A 15,920-nucleotide genomic window follows, 5' to 3' on the forward strand; every position below is an offset into this window, starting at 1 on the left:
CACTCTTTTATTGCTCAAAAATAGCGCAATGAATATTCTCTTTCCCGAAGACAAAACAACCTATTTATCTTTTTGGAGAAAGTAATGATTACTCAACTATTTGTTAAAGCTCAAATGTTTGCTGTTGAATTTAAAAATGACCAACGTGGTGTAACCGCTATCGAATACGCAATTCTTGGTGTGTGCATGTCTGCGATTGTGCTTGCTGTATTCAATGGAACTTTACGTGATGCACTATCCGGCGCGATAGATACCATCTCGGGCAATATCGACTCAGCAAACTCTGTGAACACACAAGGTTAGACCATGCAGTACAAACTATGGTGGCTATTACCTATAGCCACCATGGCCTTAATTGTCAGCTACCAAGATATTCGATACAGAAAAATACCCAATGGAGTGGTGTTCATCGTTGCTCTATTAGGTGTTTTTTTTGTTTTAGATACTGGGCGACTTGAGCAGTTAACGTTACCCGTTGTCGTGTTAGCGTTGGGCGCAGTTTTGTTCCAATTCAACATATTGGCTGCTGGTGACAGTAAGTTATTTGCGGCATTCAGTTTAATGGTATCGCCAGAGATGATGTTGCTGGTGGTAAATGTGATTATTTTTGCAGGTGGACTCCTAGCTATTGCTCAGTGTGTATTAAGTCGAATGACAAATAACCTTGAGTGGACAAATAGAGGGGTGCCTTATGGGGTGCCAATTTGTTTAGGAAGCTTACTAGGTATAGCTGCATCGTTATAGGTTAATCAATGAATTCTAAAATCATTCTTGGCTTAGCGTTCGTCGCTATATCTATTGGGCTTTATGGAGTCGTGAATGCTCCAGGTGAAGTGCAGCCTTCTTTGCCTAACCCCTCTGAACGTACGGTGACTTTCAAGGTTTGGCGACTGACTCAGCCTGTTTTGAAAGGGCAGCAGTTAACGCGCAGTGATCTTACTATTGAGTATTTATCTGAAGATCGGGCTGCACTATTAGGTATCGATCAAAATACTGAATTTGATTGGCGTACTCCAGAGTTTGTCCTTCTAGATATCGAAGCTGGTGAGTTGGTGGATCACAGTATGTTGACCTCTCCGGGTGAAAGCCAGTATTTACAAGCGGTGATTGACCCAGGTTACGTGCCTTATAACGTTACGGTCCCTGGTAAAGATGTGCTTGGCGGCACTATTGCAGTTGGGGATCTCGTTGATATATCGGTACTTTCAGCACCAGAGCAAAACTTATCAAGTGAAGATACGGTTTCGGACATCCAACACCTCACCATGATGCCTCTATTAGCTCAGGTTGAAGTTTTGGATATGGTCTCTTCTGAAAAAGCCGTGAGTACATTAACGCTGGAAAGAGGAACCCAAGTCACGTTGATTTTGCAGGTAACGAACCAGCAATTAGCACAATTGACAGTGGCACAACGCATTGCTGAAATTGCCGTGCATAAATCACTGGGGGAAGAGTTTTCTGATGATTTGGAAGCCGACTCTTCAGACATTATTCCAACCAGTGGCAGTGCGGATGGTATTCGTGAATATCGTTTTGAGTAGGACATTGATGATGAAATTAACCATATTTAGCTTGTTATTGATACTGCTATTGCCGGTTGGGGTTTGGGCTCAAGGAACAACTAACCTAACTCAAGGAGAAGCAAAAACCTTCTTGATCAAAGGAGAAGTTGCGTCGGTATTCATCTCAGGGAAAAACGTCGCAGATTATCAGATGATCGACTCAAATAAAGTGGTGGTGTTCGGTAAGAACATTGGTTCTGCCTCATTTATTGCATTTGATGATAAAGGTCGAGAGTTGCTTAATCGCTTACTGGTGGTCAATAAAAGTTATCGGCTTATTGAGCAACAAATTAATGTGCAATTCCCCAATGCTCAAGTATCGGTGGCTGGAATTGGCGACAACATTGTGCTGAGTGGTGTCGTCGCGACTGAGCAAGAGAAAGACAATATTTACCAATTGGTGGGTGAGCTTTTAGGGAAAACGGCGAACTCAACGGTTTTTGACATGAGTGATGAAGAAAATGACGATATAGACGTTGGTTTCATGACTCAGTTGGATTATCCCGGTGTAGTGAACAACATGGAGACTTCTGAAACCAAACAAGTAAACGTGAAATTGACGATAGCTGAGGTCTCCCATTCTTTTATGCAAGATTTCGGCATTCAAATGGGCAGCAATGGTAGTGCCGGTATTTTTGTTGATCAGCTGACTCATTTTAGTGCTAGCGACATCGTATCTGTGATATCTGCATTAGGGGCTGACAGTGTCGGTCAGGTGCTGGCGGAGCCAAACTTATCCGTGATTTCAGGTGAGAAAGCGAGCTTTCTTGTGGGTGGAGAGCTGCCCGTAGTGACGGTGGTTGATGGTTCAACCAATGTCGAATACAAAGAGTTTGGTGTTCGCTTGGCGTTGCTGGCAAAGGTTCTTAGAGACGACAAAATTAAACTGGCGCTGACGCCTGAAGTCAGCTCATTAGATGGCTCATACAGCAGTGACAATTTTGATTTACCCGCGCTGAAAACACGACGAGCCCAAACCACCGTTGAATTGGGTGACGGGCAAAGTTTTGTTCTGGGTGGATTGCTCAATAGTGAAGAAAAAGAATCACTGACGAGAATTCCTTTTGTAGGAGACATTCCAATCTTAGGGGCGCTGTTTCGTCATACAGGAACCGAACGAAGTAAAACAGAATTAGTCATTGTTGCGACAGTTAACTTAGTTCAGCCAGTAAAAGCAGAGCAGATACAGCTGCCCACGATGAAAAAGACCAGCACTCTTAAGCGTTTTTTTGCATTAGACAGTGAGTTCGAAACATCACAAGAAAAATGGGCGGATGAAGTGTTATCTGCTGGAGGATTCAGTCAATGAAATCAATAGCGATGGCCGGTTTGGTTACCTTCATTCTTTCAGGGTGTGTAGACCATATCTCTGAATCTCGTGGTACTCAGATAGAGATAGTGCCAGTGACTTATCAGCTTAGGTTACGCACAGATGAAGTCAGTACAGCTACTAGCAGAGTGGATACCTTTATTAACAAGCACTCTGAAGGGACAAAAAAATCACGTTGGAATATAAAAAGTAAAGGTGAACAAGGCCAAGTGCTATCTCAAATGGTGGTGACTAAGCTGACTGAAAGAGGTGTGGAGCCAAGTCGACAAGATAAAAGTGAGTTAGCTTCTCAGTCACGGTTTGACCTTGAAGTGTCCGTGACAATATTACGAACCAAGTTAGAGGTCTGCCACCAGGAACAAGTGGGTGAATACGGGTATGGAAGCATAGGGTGCAATGTGGATACGAGTCGTTGGCAGTCAATGGTTAATCCGCACAAAGCAATCTAATTACAGTTTATTAGAGAGTCTGAAATGTTTGATTTAGTGAATACACTCAGCAGTGCGGAACCAAAAAAATCTGAAAAGCAGAGTCGTTGTGCTTTGTTTTTTCAAACTCAATCATGCCGCGACTTAATCCAAAAAGCGTTTCGATTTGAAGGTTTTATTGAACCCATTACATTTGAAAATCAAGAAGCTTACTACGCAAAGTTGGACCAAGATTTAGAGTCTGATGTGGTTTTTGTCGAGTTAAACCAAAGCCAAGATGTGGTGTCGGAAGCGCAAATGCTTAGTCACATGCTGCCTCCTCATGTTTCAGTCGTCATCATTGGCAGTGAAGATACGATTTCGATCATTCGCGCACTTAGAAAACTGGGATTTTATTACTTGTTTTGGCCGGCAAGTGAAACGGAAGTCATCGACTTCTATCAAAACGTATCTCGTAACCATATTGAAAACCAAGGTGTGGCTCGTAATAGAAAAGCCAAACAAATAGCGGTGATGGGAGTAAAAGGGGGAGTTGGCACATCATTAGTCGCTTGTGAAATTTCTCGTCGTTTAGCCAAGCATCAAAATGCCAGTACTTTGCTGGTGGATTACACCTACACAGGCAGCAATATTGACGTCATGTTAGGGCTAAAAAAATTCACTAAACGCAGCGTCCTAAAAGGCACTTTTGCTGCAGGCGTCGATAACGATATTGCTTCAAGTATGGTTCAGCACATTGAAAAGAACTTATCTTTACTCGCGGTGGAGTCAGATGAATTCGGGCGTGACGACTTATATCAATACACCCAATCGCTTAAACAGCAGATGATTCAAAACCATGTATTTGTTGTTGAAGATTATTCTCATACAGCGACGACCAATGAAGAATTTAGACAGGCTGTCGAAAAGCTAGATGCATTAGTCTTGGTATTTGACGCCACGGTTTCTTCTTTAAGAGAGCTCAATCGCATTCGTTCTGAAATTGAAATGAAGCACCCGTCGCTAGTGGTGTTCACATTGATGAATCGTTCTCGTCCCCATAATGCTGCTTCAATCAGTGAAGCTGATGTGGTGAAGCACTTTGGGCGTAAAGCCGATGCGCAATTGGTGTTTGATTTCAAAGCCAATCAATACCTACTGCAAGGTGAGCTTCTGAGTGAATCTCGGTCTGAAATGAGGCTTGGTTTACAGACGCTAGTCGCTTTATTAGTGGGTGAAAAAATCGAATCTAAAAAGCGTTTTTCTCTGTCTCACTGGTTTAAAAAGTAAGGGGTTGAAATGGAACATTCACAGCGTGTTTATTTACAGCTTCGCCAACAAATATTTGATGCACTTGATGCCGGTGTGATTGAAAGCTTGCCGCGCCATGAGCTTGAAGCCCAACTTGCGAGTGCTGTGGATATGCTGGTTAACCGAGAGCAACTGCCGGTTTCATCTCTTGCTAAGTCCGAATATGTAACCAGCATGGTGCATGAGCTGGTTGGGCTCGGACCTTTACAAGTCTTGATGGACGATGAGTCGATCACCGACATTATGATTAACGGTCCTCAACAAGTTTATATTGAGCGCCATGGTCTTGTAGAAAAAGCACCAATCCGATTCATTGATGAAAAACAGTTACTTGATATTGCTAAACGTATCGCGAGCCGTGTTGGTCGCCGTGTTGATGAGTCTTCACCGACTTGTGATGCTCGGTTAGAAGATGGCAGTCGCGTCAATATTGTGATTCCTCCAATCACCCTGGAAGGCACATCGATTTCAATTCGTAAATTTCAAAAGCAGAGTATTGGATTTAAAGAGTTGGTGGAGTTTGGGTCATTGACCAATGAAATGGCTGGATTGCTGCAGTTAGCGGCGCGATGTCGTTTAAATATCTTGGTTTCAGGTGGTACTGGCTCTGGTAAAACTACCTTGTTGAATGCGTTGTCCCAACATATCTCTGAAGGTGAGCGAACGGTCACTATTGAAGATACCGCAGAGCTGAGATTACAGCAGACACATGTTGTAAGAATGGAAACGCGTAATGAAGGAATAGAAGGCACCGGTGCCATTACTGCTCGTGATTTGGTGATTAACTCACTACGAATGCGACCAGACCGAATTATTGTTGGTGAATGTCGTGGTGGAGAAGCGTTTGAAATGCTGCAAGCCATGAATACTGGGCATGATGGTTCGATGTCGACATTGCACGCAAACACGCCCAGAGATGCATTATCTCGGGTTGAATCTATGGTGATGATGGCGACCAATAATTTGCCTTTAGAAGCGATTCGCCGCTCGATTGTTAGCGCTGTTGATCTAGTGGTTCAGGTTAGCCGTTTACATGATGGTTCCCGAAAAATAATGAACATTACCGAAGTTGTGGGAATAGAAGGGACGAATGTCGTCTTGGAAGAGTTGTTTTCATTTCAAGCTTCCCCGCATAGTCCTGATGGGCGAATTCGAGGTCGTTATGTGACGTCTGGGGTTATGGCTCGCTCGGCGTTGTATGAAAAAGCTCGGTTCTTTGGCGTAGAACAACAGTTGAGCCAAGTGATTGAGTCCATCACTCTAGCTAGGGGATAAGCATGTATTGGCTGATTATTTTTGGCGGAGCAATATTACTGATTGTGGCATTTAAATCTAACCAATCTATTTCCATTGATGAGTATTTATCGCAACACGAGAAAGATAACGCTTCAAAAGGGCTGAACTTTACGCAGCAAGCGATAAATTTTTCCAGTTTGTCCGATCGAAACTTGAAGCAAAGAATGTTACTGCGTTGGGATAACTTACAACGTCAACTAGGGGATCGATCTGTCGTTAAAGTTGGGACCTTTTCTGCATTGATATTGTGTGCATCTGCCATGGTTAACCAAACCACATTTCGCTTTCCTTGGTTTGAAGTGTTGCCATTAGCTCTTATAGCGGCTTGGTTTTTGGGTTATGCCTATCTACAGAAACGAGAAAGAAAACGCTTCGAAGAAACCTTCCCTGATGCACTGAACATGCTCGCCAGTTCACTTAGTGCTGGTGAGAGTATCGGACGTGGCATTGGTTATGTCGGAAGCAAACTAGAAGGCGAAGTCGGCAGAGAATTCAAATTGATGAGCGAGCGCCTTAATGTTGGGGAGCCGATTGATGATGTTTTTCGTAAATCTTGTCGCCGATTTCCTTATCCGTCGTTTCATTTTTTTGTGATTACTTTACGGGCAAACATGCAACGCGGTGGTCAGCTTCAAGAAGTGATGTCGCGATTGAATCGACAAATGTTTGAAGCAAGAGCAGTGGAAAGAAAAAAATTCGCACTGACATCTGAAGCTCGAATCTCAGCAAAAATTGTAGGGGCAACCCCGTTTTTCTTTTTGTTTATTTTACAGTTTTTAAGCCGAGAAAATTTTGAATTTGTCATGTACCACCCTGAAGGTCGACCGATTCTCTACTATCTGATCATCAGTGAAAGTATCGGCATGTTGATCATCTGGGCGTTAATGAAAAAGGTGAAGTAATGACAAGTGAAATGACAATACCTCAAGTAGGCGTGTTTTTTTCTTGGGCTGGCATCGCGTTTGGAATGTTGGTGTTGGTGTATTGGTTGGTCATGCTGGTGCAACAAAAGCGACGCATTACTGATTTAACGAAAACTCATCGTGTTTCGGAACGAACCGCTCAATCGGATAAAACGATGAGTCGCTGGTTGCAGCCCATGTCTAATGTGTTTGTCACGACTCAAAGTGACATGGAAAAACGTTTTGCTAATGCCGGTTTGAGTGATGCTCGCTGGGCTAAGTGGTTTATGCCCGTGAAATATGGCGCGTTATTGATTGGTCAAATAGTCATTGCGGCGCTCTTCTGGTTCATGGGCGTTTCAACAAGTCATTGGATTGCGGTTGGAGCTACTTGGGCAATGGTTGTGATTATTTTGCCTGACTTTGTTTTAGATTCGATGGCAAAGAGCAGACAACAGCGTATTTCACGTCAGATGCCGTATCTCATCGACCTCATGGCGATTTGTGTGCAAACAGGTATGACGATAGAAGCGTCGATGAAGTATCTCTCTATCGAAATGAGAAGCTTTGATAGTGAGCTTTCAGACTTATTAGAGCACACCAATAATCGTGCTCGTTTAGTCGGTATGGAAAATGCGTTAGAAGAATTGTATCGCAAGGTGCCTTCGCCTGAAGTGCGTAGTTTTGTGATGACACTAACTCAGAGCATTCAGCATGGTTCATCAATTTATAGCGTGTTGACCACGTTATCGGGTGATATCCGAGAAGTTCAAATGTTAGAACTGGAAGAAGAAATAGGGAAGTTAGCCGCCAAGATGTCGATCCCACTGATCGTGTTCATCTTGATCCCTATTGTATTCGTAATTGCCGCTCCTGGGGTAATGAGGATGATGCTTAATGTTTAAGAAAATAATCACGGCTTTGTTGGTATCTATATTAGCGGCTTGCAGTTCAACTCAAACGGCTTGGCAGCAAGACGAGTCGAAAGAAACGATTTACCAGCAAACCAATAACCATGTTCAATTAACTCAGCTGTATAAAAATCAACTTCAGCAGCATGACTCCATTGAGGTAAGAGAGAAACTTTCCAGCGCTTATTTGGCTCTGGGAGATGCCGAATCCGCGCTGTTTTATCTTTCTCCTGTGACTCAGCAACGTGATCCAAGTGTTCGCAGTTTGCTGTTACAAGCCAAAGCTTATGGTGAGTTAGGGCAATACTCAGCAGCAATCAGCAGCGCGAAACTGGTGTTAGAGCAAGACTCAAAACAGGCAGAAGCTGAAAATTTACTCGGGACATTTTACGGTTATAACTATCAATTTGACTTAGCTAAGCGTTACTTCGAGCGGGCAAGGGAGCATTTTTATGATTCGGTATCGGTCAGTAATAACCTTGCAGTTCTCGACATTGCGCAAGACGATTATCAGTCGGCTATGGAGCGCTTGTTACCCTTGTATAAACGTGGGCAAATGAATGAGCAGATGATGGCTAACCTAACATTGAGTATGGCGAAGTTGGGTCAGTATCATTTTGTTGAAAGTGTCATGAGTGAACATTACAGCAAACACCAAATTCAAAAGATTTATCACGCATTACGCCATCATTCCCCCTATACCGCAGAGAATCAAGTATTAACATTGAGTGGGGTGACCATTTCAGGGCTTGCTGATGAAATCTAAGCAGCGAGGCGTTGCCAGTATTGAATTCGCGATAGGTTTTTTTGCTTTTTGGTTGATGTGTATGGCGTGGGTTGAGATGAGTTATATCTCGTATATTTCAGGCATTAACGACTTGGCGATATCTGAAGTAGCACGCACAGCGAAAAAAGGGACGGGTCACTATCTTGATACGGTTCAAGAGGTGTTACATCGCGAACGCAGTATTTGGAACCTAGTGGCTGACGGAGACAAATTTCAGGTCACCATTCATTACGCTGAGACCCTTGAAGGTCTAGCCAATATTACCGATCAGTGTGTGATTTCGGGGGATCAAAAAGTAAAGGAATGCGGCGATGCTCAACACTCAGCCCTAGCGATTTATCGTATTGACTATCGTTTTACGCCAGTTTTTAGCTATTTCTTTACAGCCAATAACTTAATGGTTCGAGAAATGATTGTGGTGCAAGAGTATGAAAGGTCTAAGTTTGAAATATAAACAACGTGGCTCATTCAGTATTGAACTTGCGATAGTTGCTGTGTTTTTCAGTGTGCTTATCGCGTTCAGTGGCGACGTAATCATCAAGCTCTCTGTAAAAGGTAAGCTCGACCGTCTCTCTTACTCTTTAGTGAATGTTATTAAAGAGCGAACCCAACTCTATGAGGCTGACTATCAGCTTACAGTAAGAGAAGTCGATGATATCGACACTATTGCACAGCATTCTTTGCAGAGAACGTTTGGGCGTTTTAACCCAAATAAATATGGGCTATTGGTTGAAGAGTTGAGCTTTAAGCAAGTCGGTGTCGCCAGCCCTGCCGTGCGTGAAAAGCGAGGAACAATTGAATGTCATCTTCAGCAAACTATCGAAGACTTAGAGTCGATGACAGTGGTCAGTAACCGTGGTCGAGAGTTGCCGTTATACCGCGTTACGGTTTGCTACCAAACCGATAATTGGGTTGGCAATATTTTGGGGCGAGAGTTTACTCATGTGATGTCTGACTCTGTAGTGATTGGTCGATAGTATGAAGGAGAAATTATGAAATATGCAATGCGTAAGCAATCTGGTCATGCTGCCATGTTATTTGCCATCATGATTCCCGCTTTGTTTGGAGTATTTATACTCGGCTCTGATGGGGCTAGAGCTCTACAAACAAAAGCTCGCCTAGAAGAAGCTTCAGAAGCCGCCGTTCTCGCTGTGTCAGCGAAAGATGAACAAGATCACCAATTGGCAGAACGGTACATTCAGCATTATTTATATGACACGGTTTCAGTAACAGACATCAAGGTGCAGAAACTGGCTTGTGATGATATGCCGGAATGTATTGCTGCGACGGAAAGAGGAGAAGCTCGCTACTTTGAGTATAGAGTGGCAGGCAGAACCCTGCACCAATCTTGGTTTCCTGGGACGGATGTCATCTCAGGTTTTGGTGAGAGCTTTCATACTACGGGTTCTTCGAAAGCAAGACGTTATCAGAGCCAGCCGATCGACATTACTTTTGTTGTCGATTTTTCAGAGTCAATGAATGATAAGTGGAGTGGTGGGCGACACTCGAAACTTCGAGATTTGAAAGACATCATTCAAGATGTGACTAATGAACTTGGTGCTTATAACGAGCTTTATCCTGAGCACCCACACCGAGTTGCACTTACCGGTTATAACCGCCGGACCACCAATAAAGATGAAGATGGAAAACCTGTGGTGCGTGATCAGCGAATCATTTCCAGCATGGGGGATATAGATAAAGAAGATAAAGTGAATTTCAACAAAACAATTGATCAGCAATTTGTTGTGAAAGGGAAAGCGGGGCGAATTCCTAACGCCAATGAAGATGCCTCTTTCTATGATATTTACTTCACTACAAAGTTCTCATCATTTACCAGTCAAATGCGTCAATTTAAAGCGGGCGGTGGTACTGCATCACTGCAAGGTATTATCCGTGCGGGGCAGATTGTGACAAAGTTGGCAAAGAACCAAAAACAGTTGATCATCATTTTATCGGACGGGGAAGACTGGAACCATTATGCCGGGCAGACTAAGAAACTAGTCGATAAAGGGATGTGTTCCAATATCCTTAATATGGTAAATGGTGGCGCGGTGACCGCTGATAATAAGGGAGATAATATTTCGGTTGTTGGTGGAGTGAGCCAAGGGATGAAAACCCCTAAAGGTGAGCCGATGAATGCTCGAATGGCAGTGATTGGCTTTGATTATGAACTGAATCAGAACGTGGGGCTGAGAAACTGCGTGGGGCGAGATAACGTTTATAAGGCTGAGAATAAGGACGATATTCTCAACAAAATTTTAGGCTTAATTACAGAAGAAGTCGGACACTTAGCTCAATAGCTCAATAGCTCAATAGCTCAATAGCTCACGCGAATCACGAAATGAAGTGATAGTCCTCTAGTACCAATGATAATTCATACCCACTAAAGAAGTTTAAGAGATTAAAAATGAAAGCGTTTATCTTTGCAGTATCCCTATGCACCTTGTCATTTACTACCTTGGCGGCACCAGTAAAGCTAGGAACGAACGAATTGATTTACCAATATTGTCATATAGATAACTCTGAGTTTGAAGAAGCGGTGACTCTTGGCCAAAGTATGAAGGTGATGCACCACCAAGGCGCTTTTATGGTAGTGACTAGTCGCAACTTTCCTCAAGCGATTGATTCGTTTATTGAAGACAAACTGACACAAGTATCTGGTAACGCTAACTGCGCACAATTTTTATTAAGTCGTGCTGTATTGGAAGGTAAAAACCTAAATAATAAAGTGATTGCCCGTGTATTGTTTGACTTTGATGAGGGCGAGCTAAACAAACAGTCTCGTTATTTATTGCTTCAATTGGCTGCGAGACTTGAACAAGATCCTGACCTTTCCATCACAGGTCATACAGATTCAAAAGGAAGCCATGAATATAACTTTAAGCTAGGTTTACGCCGCTCTCAAGTGGTTATGAATTACCTACAGGTAAATGGGATTAAGGCTTCGTCGTGGAATGTAGACTCTCAAGGCGAAGGGACCCCGATAAAAACCAATGATACGGCGGTTGGGCGTCATGAAAATCGCCGAGCGGACATTCAATCATAGAGAAGTTAAGTATTAGCTTTTTCACACTCATATCTTCTTAATAATTTTTCTAGTTTCTAGTTTCTAGTTTCTAGTTGCTGGCAATAAAACCTTTAGTGAGACGCCCATGGATGGGTCTTCTGGAGTATCAAACCAAATGGCACCTTTATAACTGTGAATAATCTCATCACATAATGCTAAACCTAAGCCAGTTCCCGGATGTTGTTGATCTGCTCTCACTCCTCGTTGGAATAAGTTTTGTCTAATCTCATCCTCAATTTTTGGTCCATCATTCACTATTTCGATTAATAGCTCAGATTCACGTGTAGTGACACGGATGATGATTTGTTTAGATGCAAATCGGAACGTGTTTTCAAGGATATTGCCGAATACCTCCATCAAGTCACTTTCATTGAGTGGTAGGGTTTGATTTTCTGGAAAGTGGCTAGTGACATTGATATTTTTATCTAAATAAATCTTAGAAAACATACTAATTAAGCTTTCTAACACGGGTTTTAGTAAGGTGGTCTTGGTCGTGATGCCTTTCACCCCTAGTGATGCTCGCTTGAGTTGAGCTTGAATGAGGCTATCCATTTCTAGCAGTTGTTGATTGATCTGCAGGTTCTTGGTGGGAGACTTATCTTCAAGAAGAGCTTGGGATACTGTCACTCGTGTTTTTAAACTATGAGCGAGATCGTTAAGTGAACGCTTATAGCGTTCTTGGCTTTCTTTTTGTTGGAAGAGCAATTCGTTCAATGCACTGGTCACATTGTGCAAATCTTCTGGGTAGTGTTCTGCTAGTTGAGCTTGCTTGCCCTGTTTTATGTCATGCAGCTCTTTTTCTAAGCGAGAGAATGGTGCAAAACTGATGCGATAGAAAACTAAGAGTAGAGCGCTGATCAGTGCTAAGGCGATTACTAAGATACCTACTGTTGTGTACTTTAGTTGTCTCATTGGCTCCATTTTATGCTCAACTTTTTGAGTTAAAATGACCTTGCCATCTTCTTGCTCTTTAAAACCCTTCCACAGCATTGTGTGGACGATAAACGCGGCTCCACTTGGTTTCTCGACTAAACGAATGGTATCCATTGGAAAGTCGAGATCAGTACACAGGTTGTCTATTTCAGGGCGAGAAATCCCTAACTTTGCCAGTTGCTTCGTTCTTCGCTCAACGTCGATTGAAGTCCAAACTTGCTGATTTTTGTGATCACATAAGATGATGCTGGTGTTTGGTGACTCTTTGGCATAAAAGCGATTCCATTCGGAGAGTGGTGGGATTTCACCAGAGGAGAGGAGTTCGTTGATAATTGAGGGTAATTCCCGGAGCGTGTTTTTAGAGTAGTCTTCAAATAGTTGGTGCTTTTGGGTGTTGTAATAAAACCAAGTACTGCTAAGTACCATAGCAAAAAGAATGGAAGCTGCAGCGGTAAAGATACGTCGTCTAAATTGGGTCTTATACAATCTTTTCATATCATTTCGCTTCTATTTCGAATCGATAGCCCTGTCCTCTAACCGTGCTGATAAGCTTGTCTTCGGTATGTTGAGCGAGCTTTTTACGCAGTCGTGAAACGATTACCTCAATGTTATTAAGTTGAACGCCTTCTCCTTGATCGTAAAGCGAGTCCAAGATTTGTTGTTTGGAGACGATCTGCAAGCTATGACGAATTAGATACTCGAATATTTGGTATTCGAGTGCCGTTAGGTCGAGCAGAATTTCATTGTAGGTAATACTTTTTGCTTGAGTATCAAGAGTCAGTGATCGCGCCTTGATTTGAGAGGCAGCAAACCCTTGATTACGACGTACAAGCGCTTCAAGTCGGGCGAGCAATTCTTCAAATTGAAATGGCTTGGTTAGGTAATCGTCCGCGCCGCAGTTGAGCCCTTCCACTTTATCCTGCCAGTCACCGCGAGCGGTTAAAATCAAAATCGGGACGTTAATCTCTTTGCGGCGTATTTGTTTGATCAGTGTAAAGCCATCGAAATCAGGCAGACCAAGGTCGATGATCATGACATCGGTATTTGGTTGTTTTTGAATGGTTTGTAGACAGGCTGATGCCGTTTTCTCTGCGTAAACAGTATGACCAAGGTCACCAAGTTGAGAAGAGAGGTGATGATTTAATATCTCATTATCTTCAACCAAAACAACCAGCATTCAATTTCCCTATATACAATAAAATTCAACTACATAGAGCTTACACTAGCTTAGGATAAAAAAAAGGAGAAGCCTAAGCTTCTCCTTGAGTTTCTGGTGTTTATGTTAATGAAGGTTTACTTCGAACCGGTATAAACGACTAGTACCTTGTCATCTTGGTATTGGCGTTCGAACGCATAGTAGCCCTTGCTGTTACGGATGATGTGCTTACCCTGAGCAACGGCTGGGTGGCGTTGGCGGAATTGGCCAAGCGCTTGCCAGTGTTCTAGCAACTCTGCACGTTCGCCGGTGATTTGATCCCAAGGCATGTCAGAGCGTGTGCCTTGCATTGGGTCTGAGCCTGTTGGGCCAAAATCTCGTGCAATTTCGTCCCCGTAATAGATCTGTACTGCACCGGGAGCCAGCATCAATGCGTTTGCTGCCTTGGTCTGTTTGGCAAAGTCGCTGCCGTGTAGTGTCCAGAATAGTGAGGTGTCGTGAGACGACAGGTAACTCAACACGTTGAACTCGCTGTCACCGTTGATCTTCTCTGCGTATCGAAGGTAATCAGCATCAAGATCGGATAGGCACTTGAGCGCCTTTGGTGCGATATCGCTCTGGAATTCAAAATTGATGATCGAATCAAATCCGTTAGCGAAGTAATCTGATTTGACCACGCTGTGTGCCCATACTTCGCCAGTCATCCAGAAGGGTAAGTCATCCAAGGCCTTGTCTGGGTTGTTCTGTTTCCACTCGGCAAGTGCTTGGTTAGTGCTCTCTTTCAGTTCTGCCCATGCTTCGAGTTCAACGTGTTTAGCGGTATCGACCCTGAAACCATCGACACCATATTCGCGCACCCAATCCGATAACCAAGTGATTAAATGGTCACGAGGTGTTTTGAGTTCATCGGTCGCGCTGGTGGATTTATTGCGATAGAAGTTAGGCAGTCCGGTTATCTCGGTCGATTCTGTTTTAAAATCGGGCAGGTGCGCCAAAGACATGGTGAGGTTATTGTAGCCCGGAGAGTCATAGGCGCCGATATCGCTGCGTAGCCAAGCTTTGCCCCACCACTTTTCCCACGCTTCTTTGTCGCTGTAAGAGATGTAGTTGTTGAAGTAGTGCCAGTTCTGACCTTTAGCAGGTTGCCAATCTGTCCAGTTTTCGCCAAGTGTTTGTTTGGCTTTTTCGTCAGTTAGGTTGAGCTTACCAAAATCAAACTCCTGCATGTCGGCAAGCGTCGCATAGCCGGTGTGGTTCATTACCACATCCCAAACAACGCGAATACCTTTGCTGTGCGCGGTATCGATGAAGGTTTTCAGCTCGTCTTCGGTGCCCATATTGTCATCGAGCTTAGTCCAGTCTTGATGGTAGTAGCCGTGGTAGCCGTAATGTTTGAAGTCACCGCGATCACCACCGCCAACCCAGCCGTGGATTTGCTCTAACGGAGACGTTATCCAGATAGCATTGGCACCGAGTGATTCTATGTAGTCGAGTTTTTCGGTTAACCCGGCCAAGTCACCACCGTGGAAGGTGCCGATTTCGTCTTGTCCATCTTGGCTGCGCCCGTAACTGTTGTCGTTATCAGGATTACCATTGTGGAAACGGTCTGTCATTACGAAGTAAACCGTGGCGTTATCCCAACTAAAGTCAGCTTTCGTTTCTGGTTCTACCTTCTCAAGCAGCAGAACACCTTGGCTGTTTTCTGCAGGCTGCATGGTGACGCTGCCATTCGTTACTGTGACTTGTTTGCCTGAAAGAGCGTCTCTTACCACGGTGCCATCATCAAAGGTTTGAGTAACATCGATGGTGGTTGGTTGGTCACTGGGTACAGGGCAGGCAAAGCTTTGAACTTGTTGTTGCTTCGGCTTTATCTGAACCGTGAGTTCATTGGTCTGTGGGTTGAGCGTGAATTGATAGGTGTTAGCGCGAAAGACTTTAATGGCGATCTCTGATTTCTCGGCACAGTCGTCTAGGCGAAGGGGTTTATTGAACTTGATGCGACTCTCTTCGGCCAGCGCATAGTTGGTGCCACAGGTATTTTGAGTATCGCTGATAGAGAAGGTATAGCTACCTTTCTCGAGTTCCTGTTCTGCAATCACGGTGCCTTTACCGGATGATTCGAATACGACAGTGTCGTTATCAATCGTGAGCAGTAGGTAGTTGTCACTGGTTTGGCTGCATGCGCTGAGTGCGAGCATTGAAAGTGCGAGTACTGTTTTTTTCATTGTTCCCTTCCCCTGAATAAACAGGTCAGTTAT

The 15,920-nt window shown here is 43.7% G+C and carries 17 protein-coding genes; 14 read left to right on the forward strand and 3 right to left on the reverse strand.

Translation table 11 applies throughout. The features are described 5' to 3' along the window. Positions 1–84 precede the first annotated feature (84 nt). The 14 genes from MSG34_RS22640 to MSG34_RS22705 all read left to right on the forward strand — a co-directional run bounded on the left by MSG34_RS22640 (position 85) and on the right by MSG34_RS22705 (position 11,552). Complete coding sequence (locus tag MSG34_RS22640; RefSeq protein WP_050633555.1) at positions 85–303, forward strand: Flp family type IVb pilin; 219 nt, start codon at positions 85–87, stop codon at positions 301–303. A 3-nt stretch (positions 304–306) separates the two neighbouring features. Next, a complete protein-coding gene (locus MSG34_RS22645) occupies positions 307–744 on the forward strand; it encodes an A24 family peptidase (RefSeq protein ID WP_050633554.1) in 438 nt (145 codons plus the stop codon). An 8-nt stretch (positions 745–752) separates the two neighbouring features. Then, on the forward strand, positions 753–1,541 hold the full coding sequence (gene cpaB, locus MSG34_RS22650; RefSeq protein ID WP_248339465.1) for a Flp pilus assembly protein CpaB: 789 nt from the start codon (positions 753–755) through the stop codon (positions 1,539–1,541). A gap of 10 nt (positions 1,542–1,551) precedes the next feature. Then, positions 1,552–2,871: a pilus assembly protein N-terminal domain-containing protein gene (locus MSG34_RS22655; RefSeq protein WP_248339491.1), complete on the forward strand. Its 1,320-nt coding sequence runs from the start codon at positions 1,552–1,554 to the stop codon at positions 2,869–2,871. Further along, positions 2,868–3,341: a hypothetical protein gene (locus MSG34_RS22660; protein ID WP_248339467.1), complete on the forward strand. Its 474-nt coding sequence runs from the start codon at positions 2,868–2,870 to the stop codon at positions 3,339–3,341. Before MSG34_RS22655 ends, MSG34_RS22660 begins: the two co-directional genes overlap by 4 nt. 24 nt (positions 3,342–3,365) lie before the next feature. Continuing rightward, complete coding sequence (locus MSG34_RS22665; RefSeq protein ID WP_248339470.1) at positions 3,366–4,589, forward strand: P-loop NTPase; 1,224 nt, start codon at positions 3,366–3,368, stop codon at positions 4,587–4,589. A 9-nt stretch (positions 4,590–4,598) separates the two neighbouring features. Further along, a complete protein-coding gene (locus tag MSG34_RS22670) occupies positions 4,599–5,885 on the forward strand; it encodes a CpaF family protein (RefSeq protein ID WP_050633549.1) in 1,287 nt (428 codons plus the stop codon). A 2-nt stretch (positions 5,886–5,887) separates the two neighbouring features. Continuing rightward, positions 5,888–6,808 (forward strand): type II secretion system F family protein, encoded by a 921-nt coding sequence (locus MSG34_RS22675; protein WP_248339472.1) that lies wholly within the window; start codon positions 5,888–5,890, stop codon positions 6,806–6,808. Continuing rightward, complete coding sequence (locus tag MSG34_RS22680; RefSeq protein ID WP_248339474.1) at positions 6,808–7,713, forward strand: type II secretion system F family protein; 906 nt, start codon at positions 6,808–6,810, stop codon at positions 7,711–7,713. The genes MSG34_RS22675 and MSG34_RS22680 overlap by 1 nt, the downstream gene beginning before the upstream one ends. After that, a complete protein-coding gene (locus MSG34_RS22685; protein WP_248339475.1) occupies positions 7,706–8,485 on the forward strand; it encodes a secretion protein in 780 nt (259 codons plus the stop codon). The genes MSG34_RS22680 and MSG34_RS22685 overlap by 8 nt, the downstream gene beginning before the upstream one ends. After that, entirely contained in the window at positions 8,475–8,960 is a 486-nt protein-coding gene (locus tag MSG34_RS22690; RefSeq protein ID WP_050633545.1) for a TadE family protein, read from the forward strand. Before MSG34_RS22685 ends, MSG34_RS22690 begins: the two co-directional genes overlap by 11 nt. Continuing rightward, positions 8,935–9,483 carry a tight adherence pilus pseudopilin TadF gene (tadF, locus tag MSG34_RS22695; RefSeq protein WP_248339476.1) on the forward strand — a complete coding sequence of 183 codons (549 nt, stop codon included), beginning with the start codon at positions 8,935–8,937 and terminating at the stop codon, positions 9,481–9,483. The genes MSG34_RS22690 and tadF overlap by 26 nt, the downstream gene beginning before the upstream one ends. A gap of 15 nt (positions 9,484–9,498) precedes the next feature. Further along, on the forward strand, positions 9,499–10,806 hold the full coding sequence (locus tag MSG34_RS22700; protein WP_248339477.1) for a hypothetical protein: 1,308 nt from the start codon (positions 9,499–9,501) through the stop codon (positions 10,804–10,806). Between the two features lie 107 nt (positions 10,807–10,913). After that, on the forward strand, positions 10,914–11,552 hold the full coding sequence (locus MSG34_RS22705; RefSeq protein WP_248339478.1) for an OmpA family protein: 639 nt from the start codon (positions 10,914–10,916) through the stop codon (positions 11,550–11,552). Positions 11,553–11,615: 63 nt separating this feature from the next. On the opposite strand, the gene MSG34_RS22710 is transcribed toward MSG34_RS22705, so the two are convergent. The 3 genes from MSG34_RS22710 to MSG34_RS22720 all read right to left on the reverse strand — a co-directional run bounded on the left by MSG34_RS22710 (position 11,616) and on the right by MSG34_RS22720 (position 15,887). After that, positions 11,616–13,001 carry a sensor histidine kinase gene (locus tag MSG34_RS22710; protein ID WP_248339479.1) on the reverse strand — a complete coding sequence of 462 codons (1,386 nt, stop codon included), beginning with the start codon at positions 12,999–13,001 and terminating at the stop codon, positions 11,616–11,618. Position 13,002: 1 nt separating this feature from the next. Next, complete coding sequence (locus tag MSG34_RS22715) at positions 13,003–13,683, reverse strand: response regulator transcription factor (RefSeq protein ID WP_248339480.1); 681 nt, start codon at positions 13,681–13,683, stop codon at positions 13,003–13,005. Between the two features lie 116 nt (positions 13,684–13,799). After that, positions 13,800–15,887 (reverse strand): alpha-amylase, encoded by a 2,088-nt coding sequence (locus MSG34_RS22720; protein ID WP_248339481.1) that lies wholly within the window; start codon positions 15,885–15,887, stop codon positions 13,800–13,802. Positions 15,888–15,920 lie beyond the last annotated feature (33 nt).

It is taken from the genome of Vibrio sp. 1CM2L (genome assembly GCF_023161695.1).
Taxonomy (GTDB): Bacteria; Pseudomonadota; Gammaproteobacteria; order Enterobacterales; family Vibrionaceae; genus Vibrio; species Vibrio coralliirubri.

Bases quoted from the DNA above. Each gene is read 5' to 3' on its own strand.
- MSG34_RS22690 (WP_050633545.1), top strand. From the start codon at position 8,475: ATGAAATCTAAGCAGCGAGGCGTTGCCAGTATTGAATTCGCGATAGGT.
- MSG34_RS22640 (WP_050633555.1), top strand. From the start codon at position 85: ATGATTACTCAACTATTTGTTAAAGCTCAAATGTTTGCTGTTGAATTT.
- tadF (WP_248339476.1), top strand. From the start codon at position 8,935: ATGAAAGGTCTAAGTTTGAAATATAAACAACGTGGCTCATTCAGTATT.
- MSG34_RS22700 (WP_248339477.1), top strand. From the start codon at position 9,499: ATGAAATATGCAATGCGTAAGCAATCTGGTCATGCTGCCATGTTATTT.
- MSG34_RS22670 (WP_050633549.1), top strand. From the start codon at position 4,599: ATGGAACATTCACAGCGTGTTTATTTACAGCTTCGCCAACAAATATTT.
- MSG34_RS22715 (WP_248339480.1), bottom strand. From the start codon at position 13,683: ATGCTGGTTGTTTTGGTTGAAGATAATGAGATATTAAATCATCACCTC.
- MSG34_RS22660 (WP_248339467.1), top strand. From the start codon at position 2,868: ATGAAATCAATAGCGATGGCCGGTTTGGTTACCTTCATTCTTTCAGGG.
- MSG34_RS22665 (WP_248339470.1), top strand. From the start codon at position 3,366: ATGTTTGATTTAGTGAATACACTCAGCAGTGCGGAACCAAAAAAATCT.
- MSG34_RS22675 (WP_248339472.1), top strand. From the start codon at position 5,888: ATGTATTGGCTGATTATTTTTGGCGGAGCAATATTACTGATTGTGGCA.
- MSG34_RS22705 (WP_248339478.1), top strand. From the start codon at position 10,914: ATGAAAGCGTTTATCTTTGCAGTATCCCTATGCACCTTGTCATTTACT.
- MSG34_RS22710 (WP_248339479.1), bottom strand. From the start codon at position 13,001: ATGAAAAGATTGTATAAGACCCAATTTAGACGACGTATCTTTACCGCT.
- MSG34_RS22720 (WP_248339481.1), bottom strand. From the start codon at position 15,887: ATGAAAAAAACAGTACTCGCACTTTCAATGCTCGCACTCAGCGCATGC.
- cpaB (WP_248339465.1), top strand. From the start codon at position 753: ATGAATTCTAAAATCATTCTTGGCTTAGCGTTCGTCGCTATATCTATT.
- MSG34_RS22680 (WP_248339474.1), top strand. From the start codon at position 6,808: ATGACAAGTGAAATGACAATACCTCAAGTAGGCGTGTTTTTTTCTTGG.
- MSG34_RS22685 (WP_248339475.1), top strand. From the start codon at position 7,706: ATGTTTAAGAAAATAATCACGGCTTTGTTGGTATCTATATTAGCGGCT.
- MSG34_RS22655 (WP_248339491.1), top strand. From the start codon at position 1,552: ATGAAATTAACCATATTTAGCTTGTTATTGATACTGCTATTGCCGGTT.
- MSG34_RS22645 (WP_050633554.1), top strand. From the start codon at position 307: ATGCAGTACAAACTATGGTGGCTATTACCTATAGCCACCATGGCCTTA.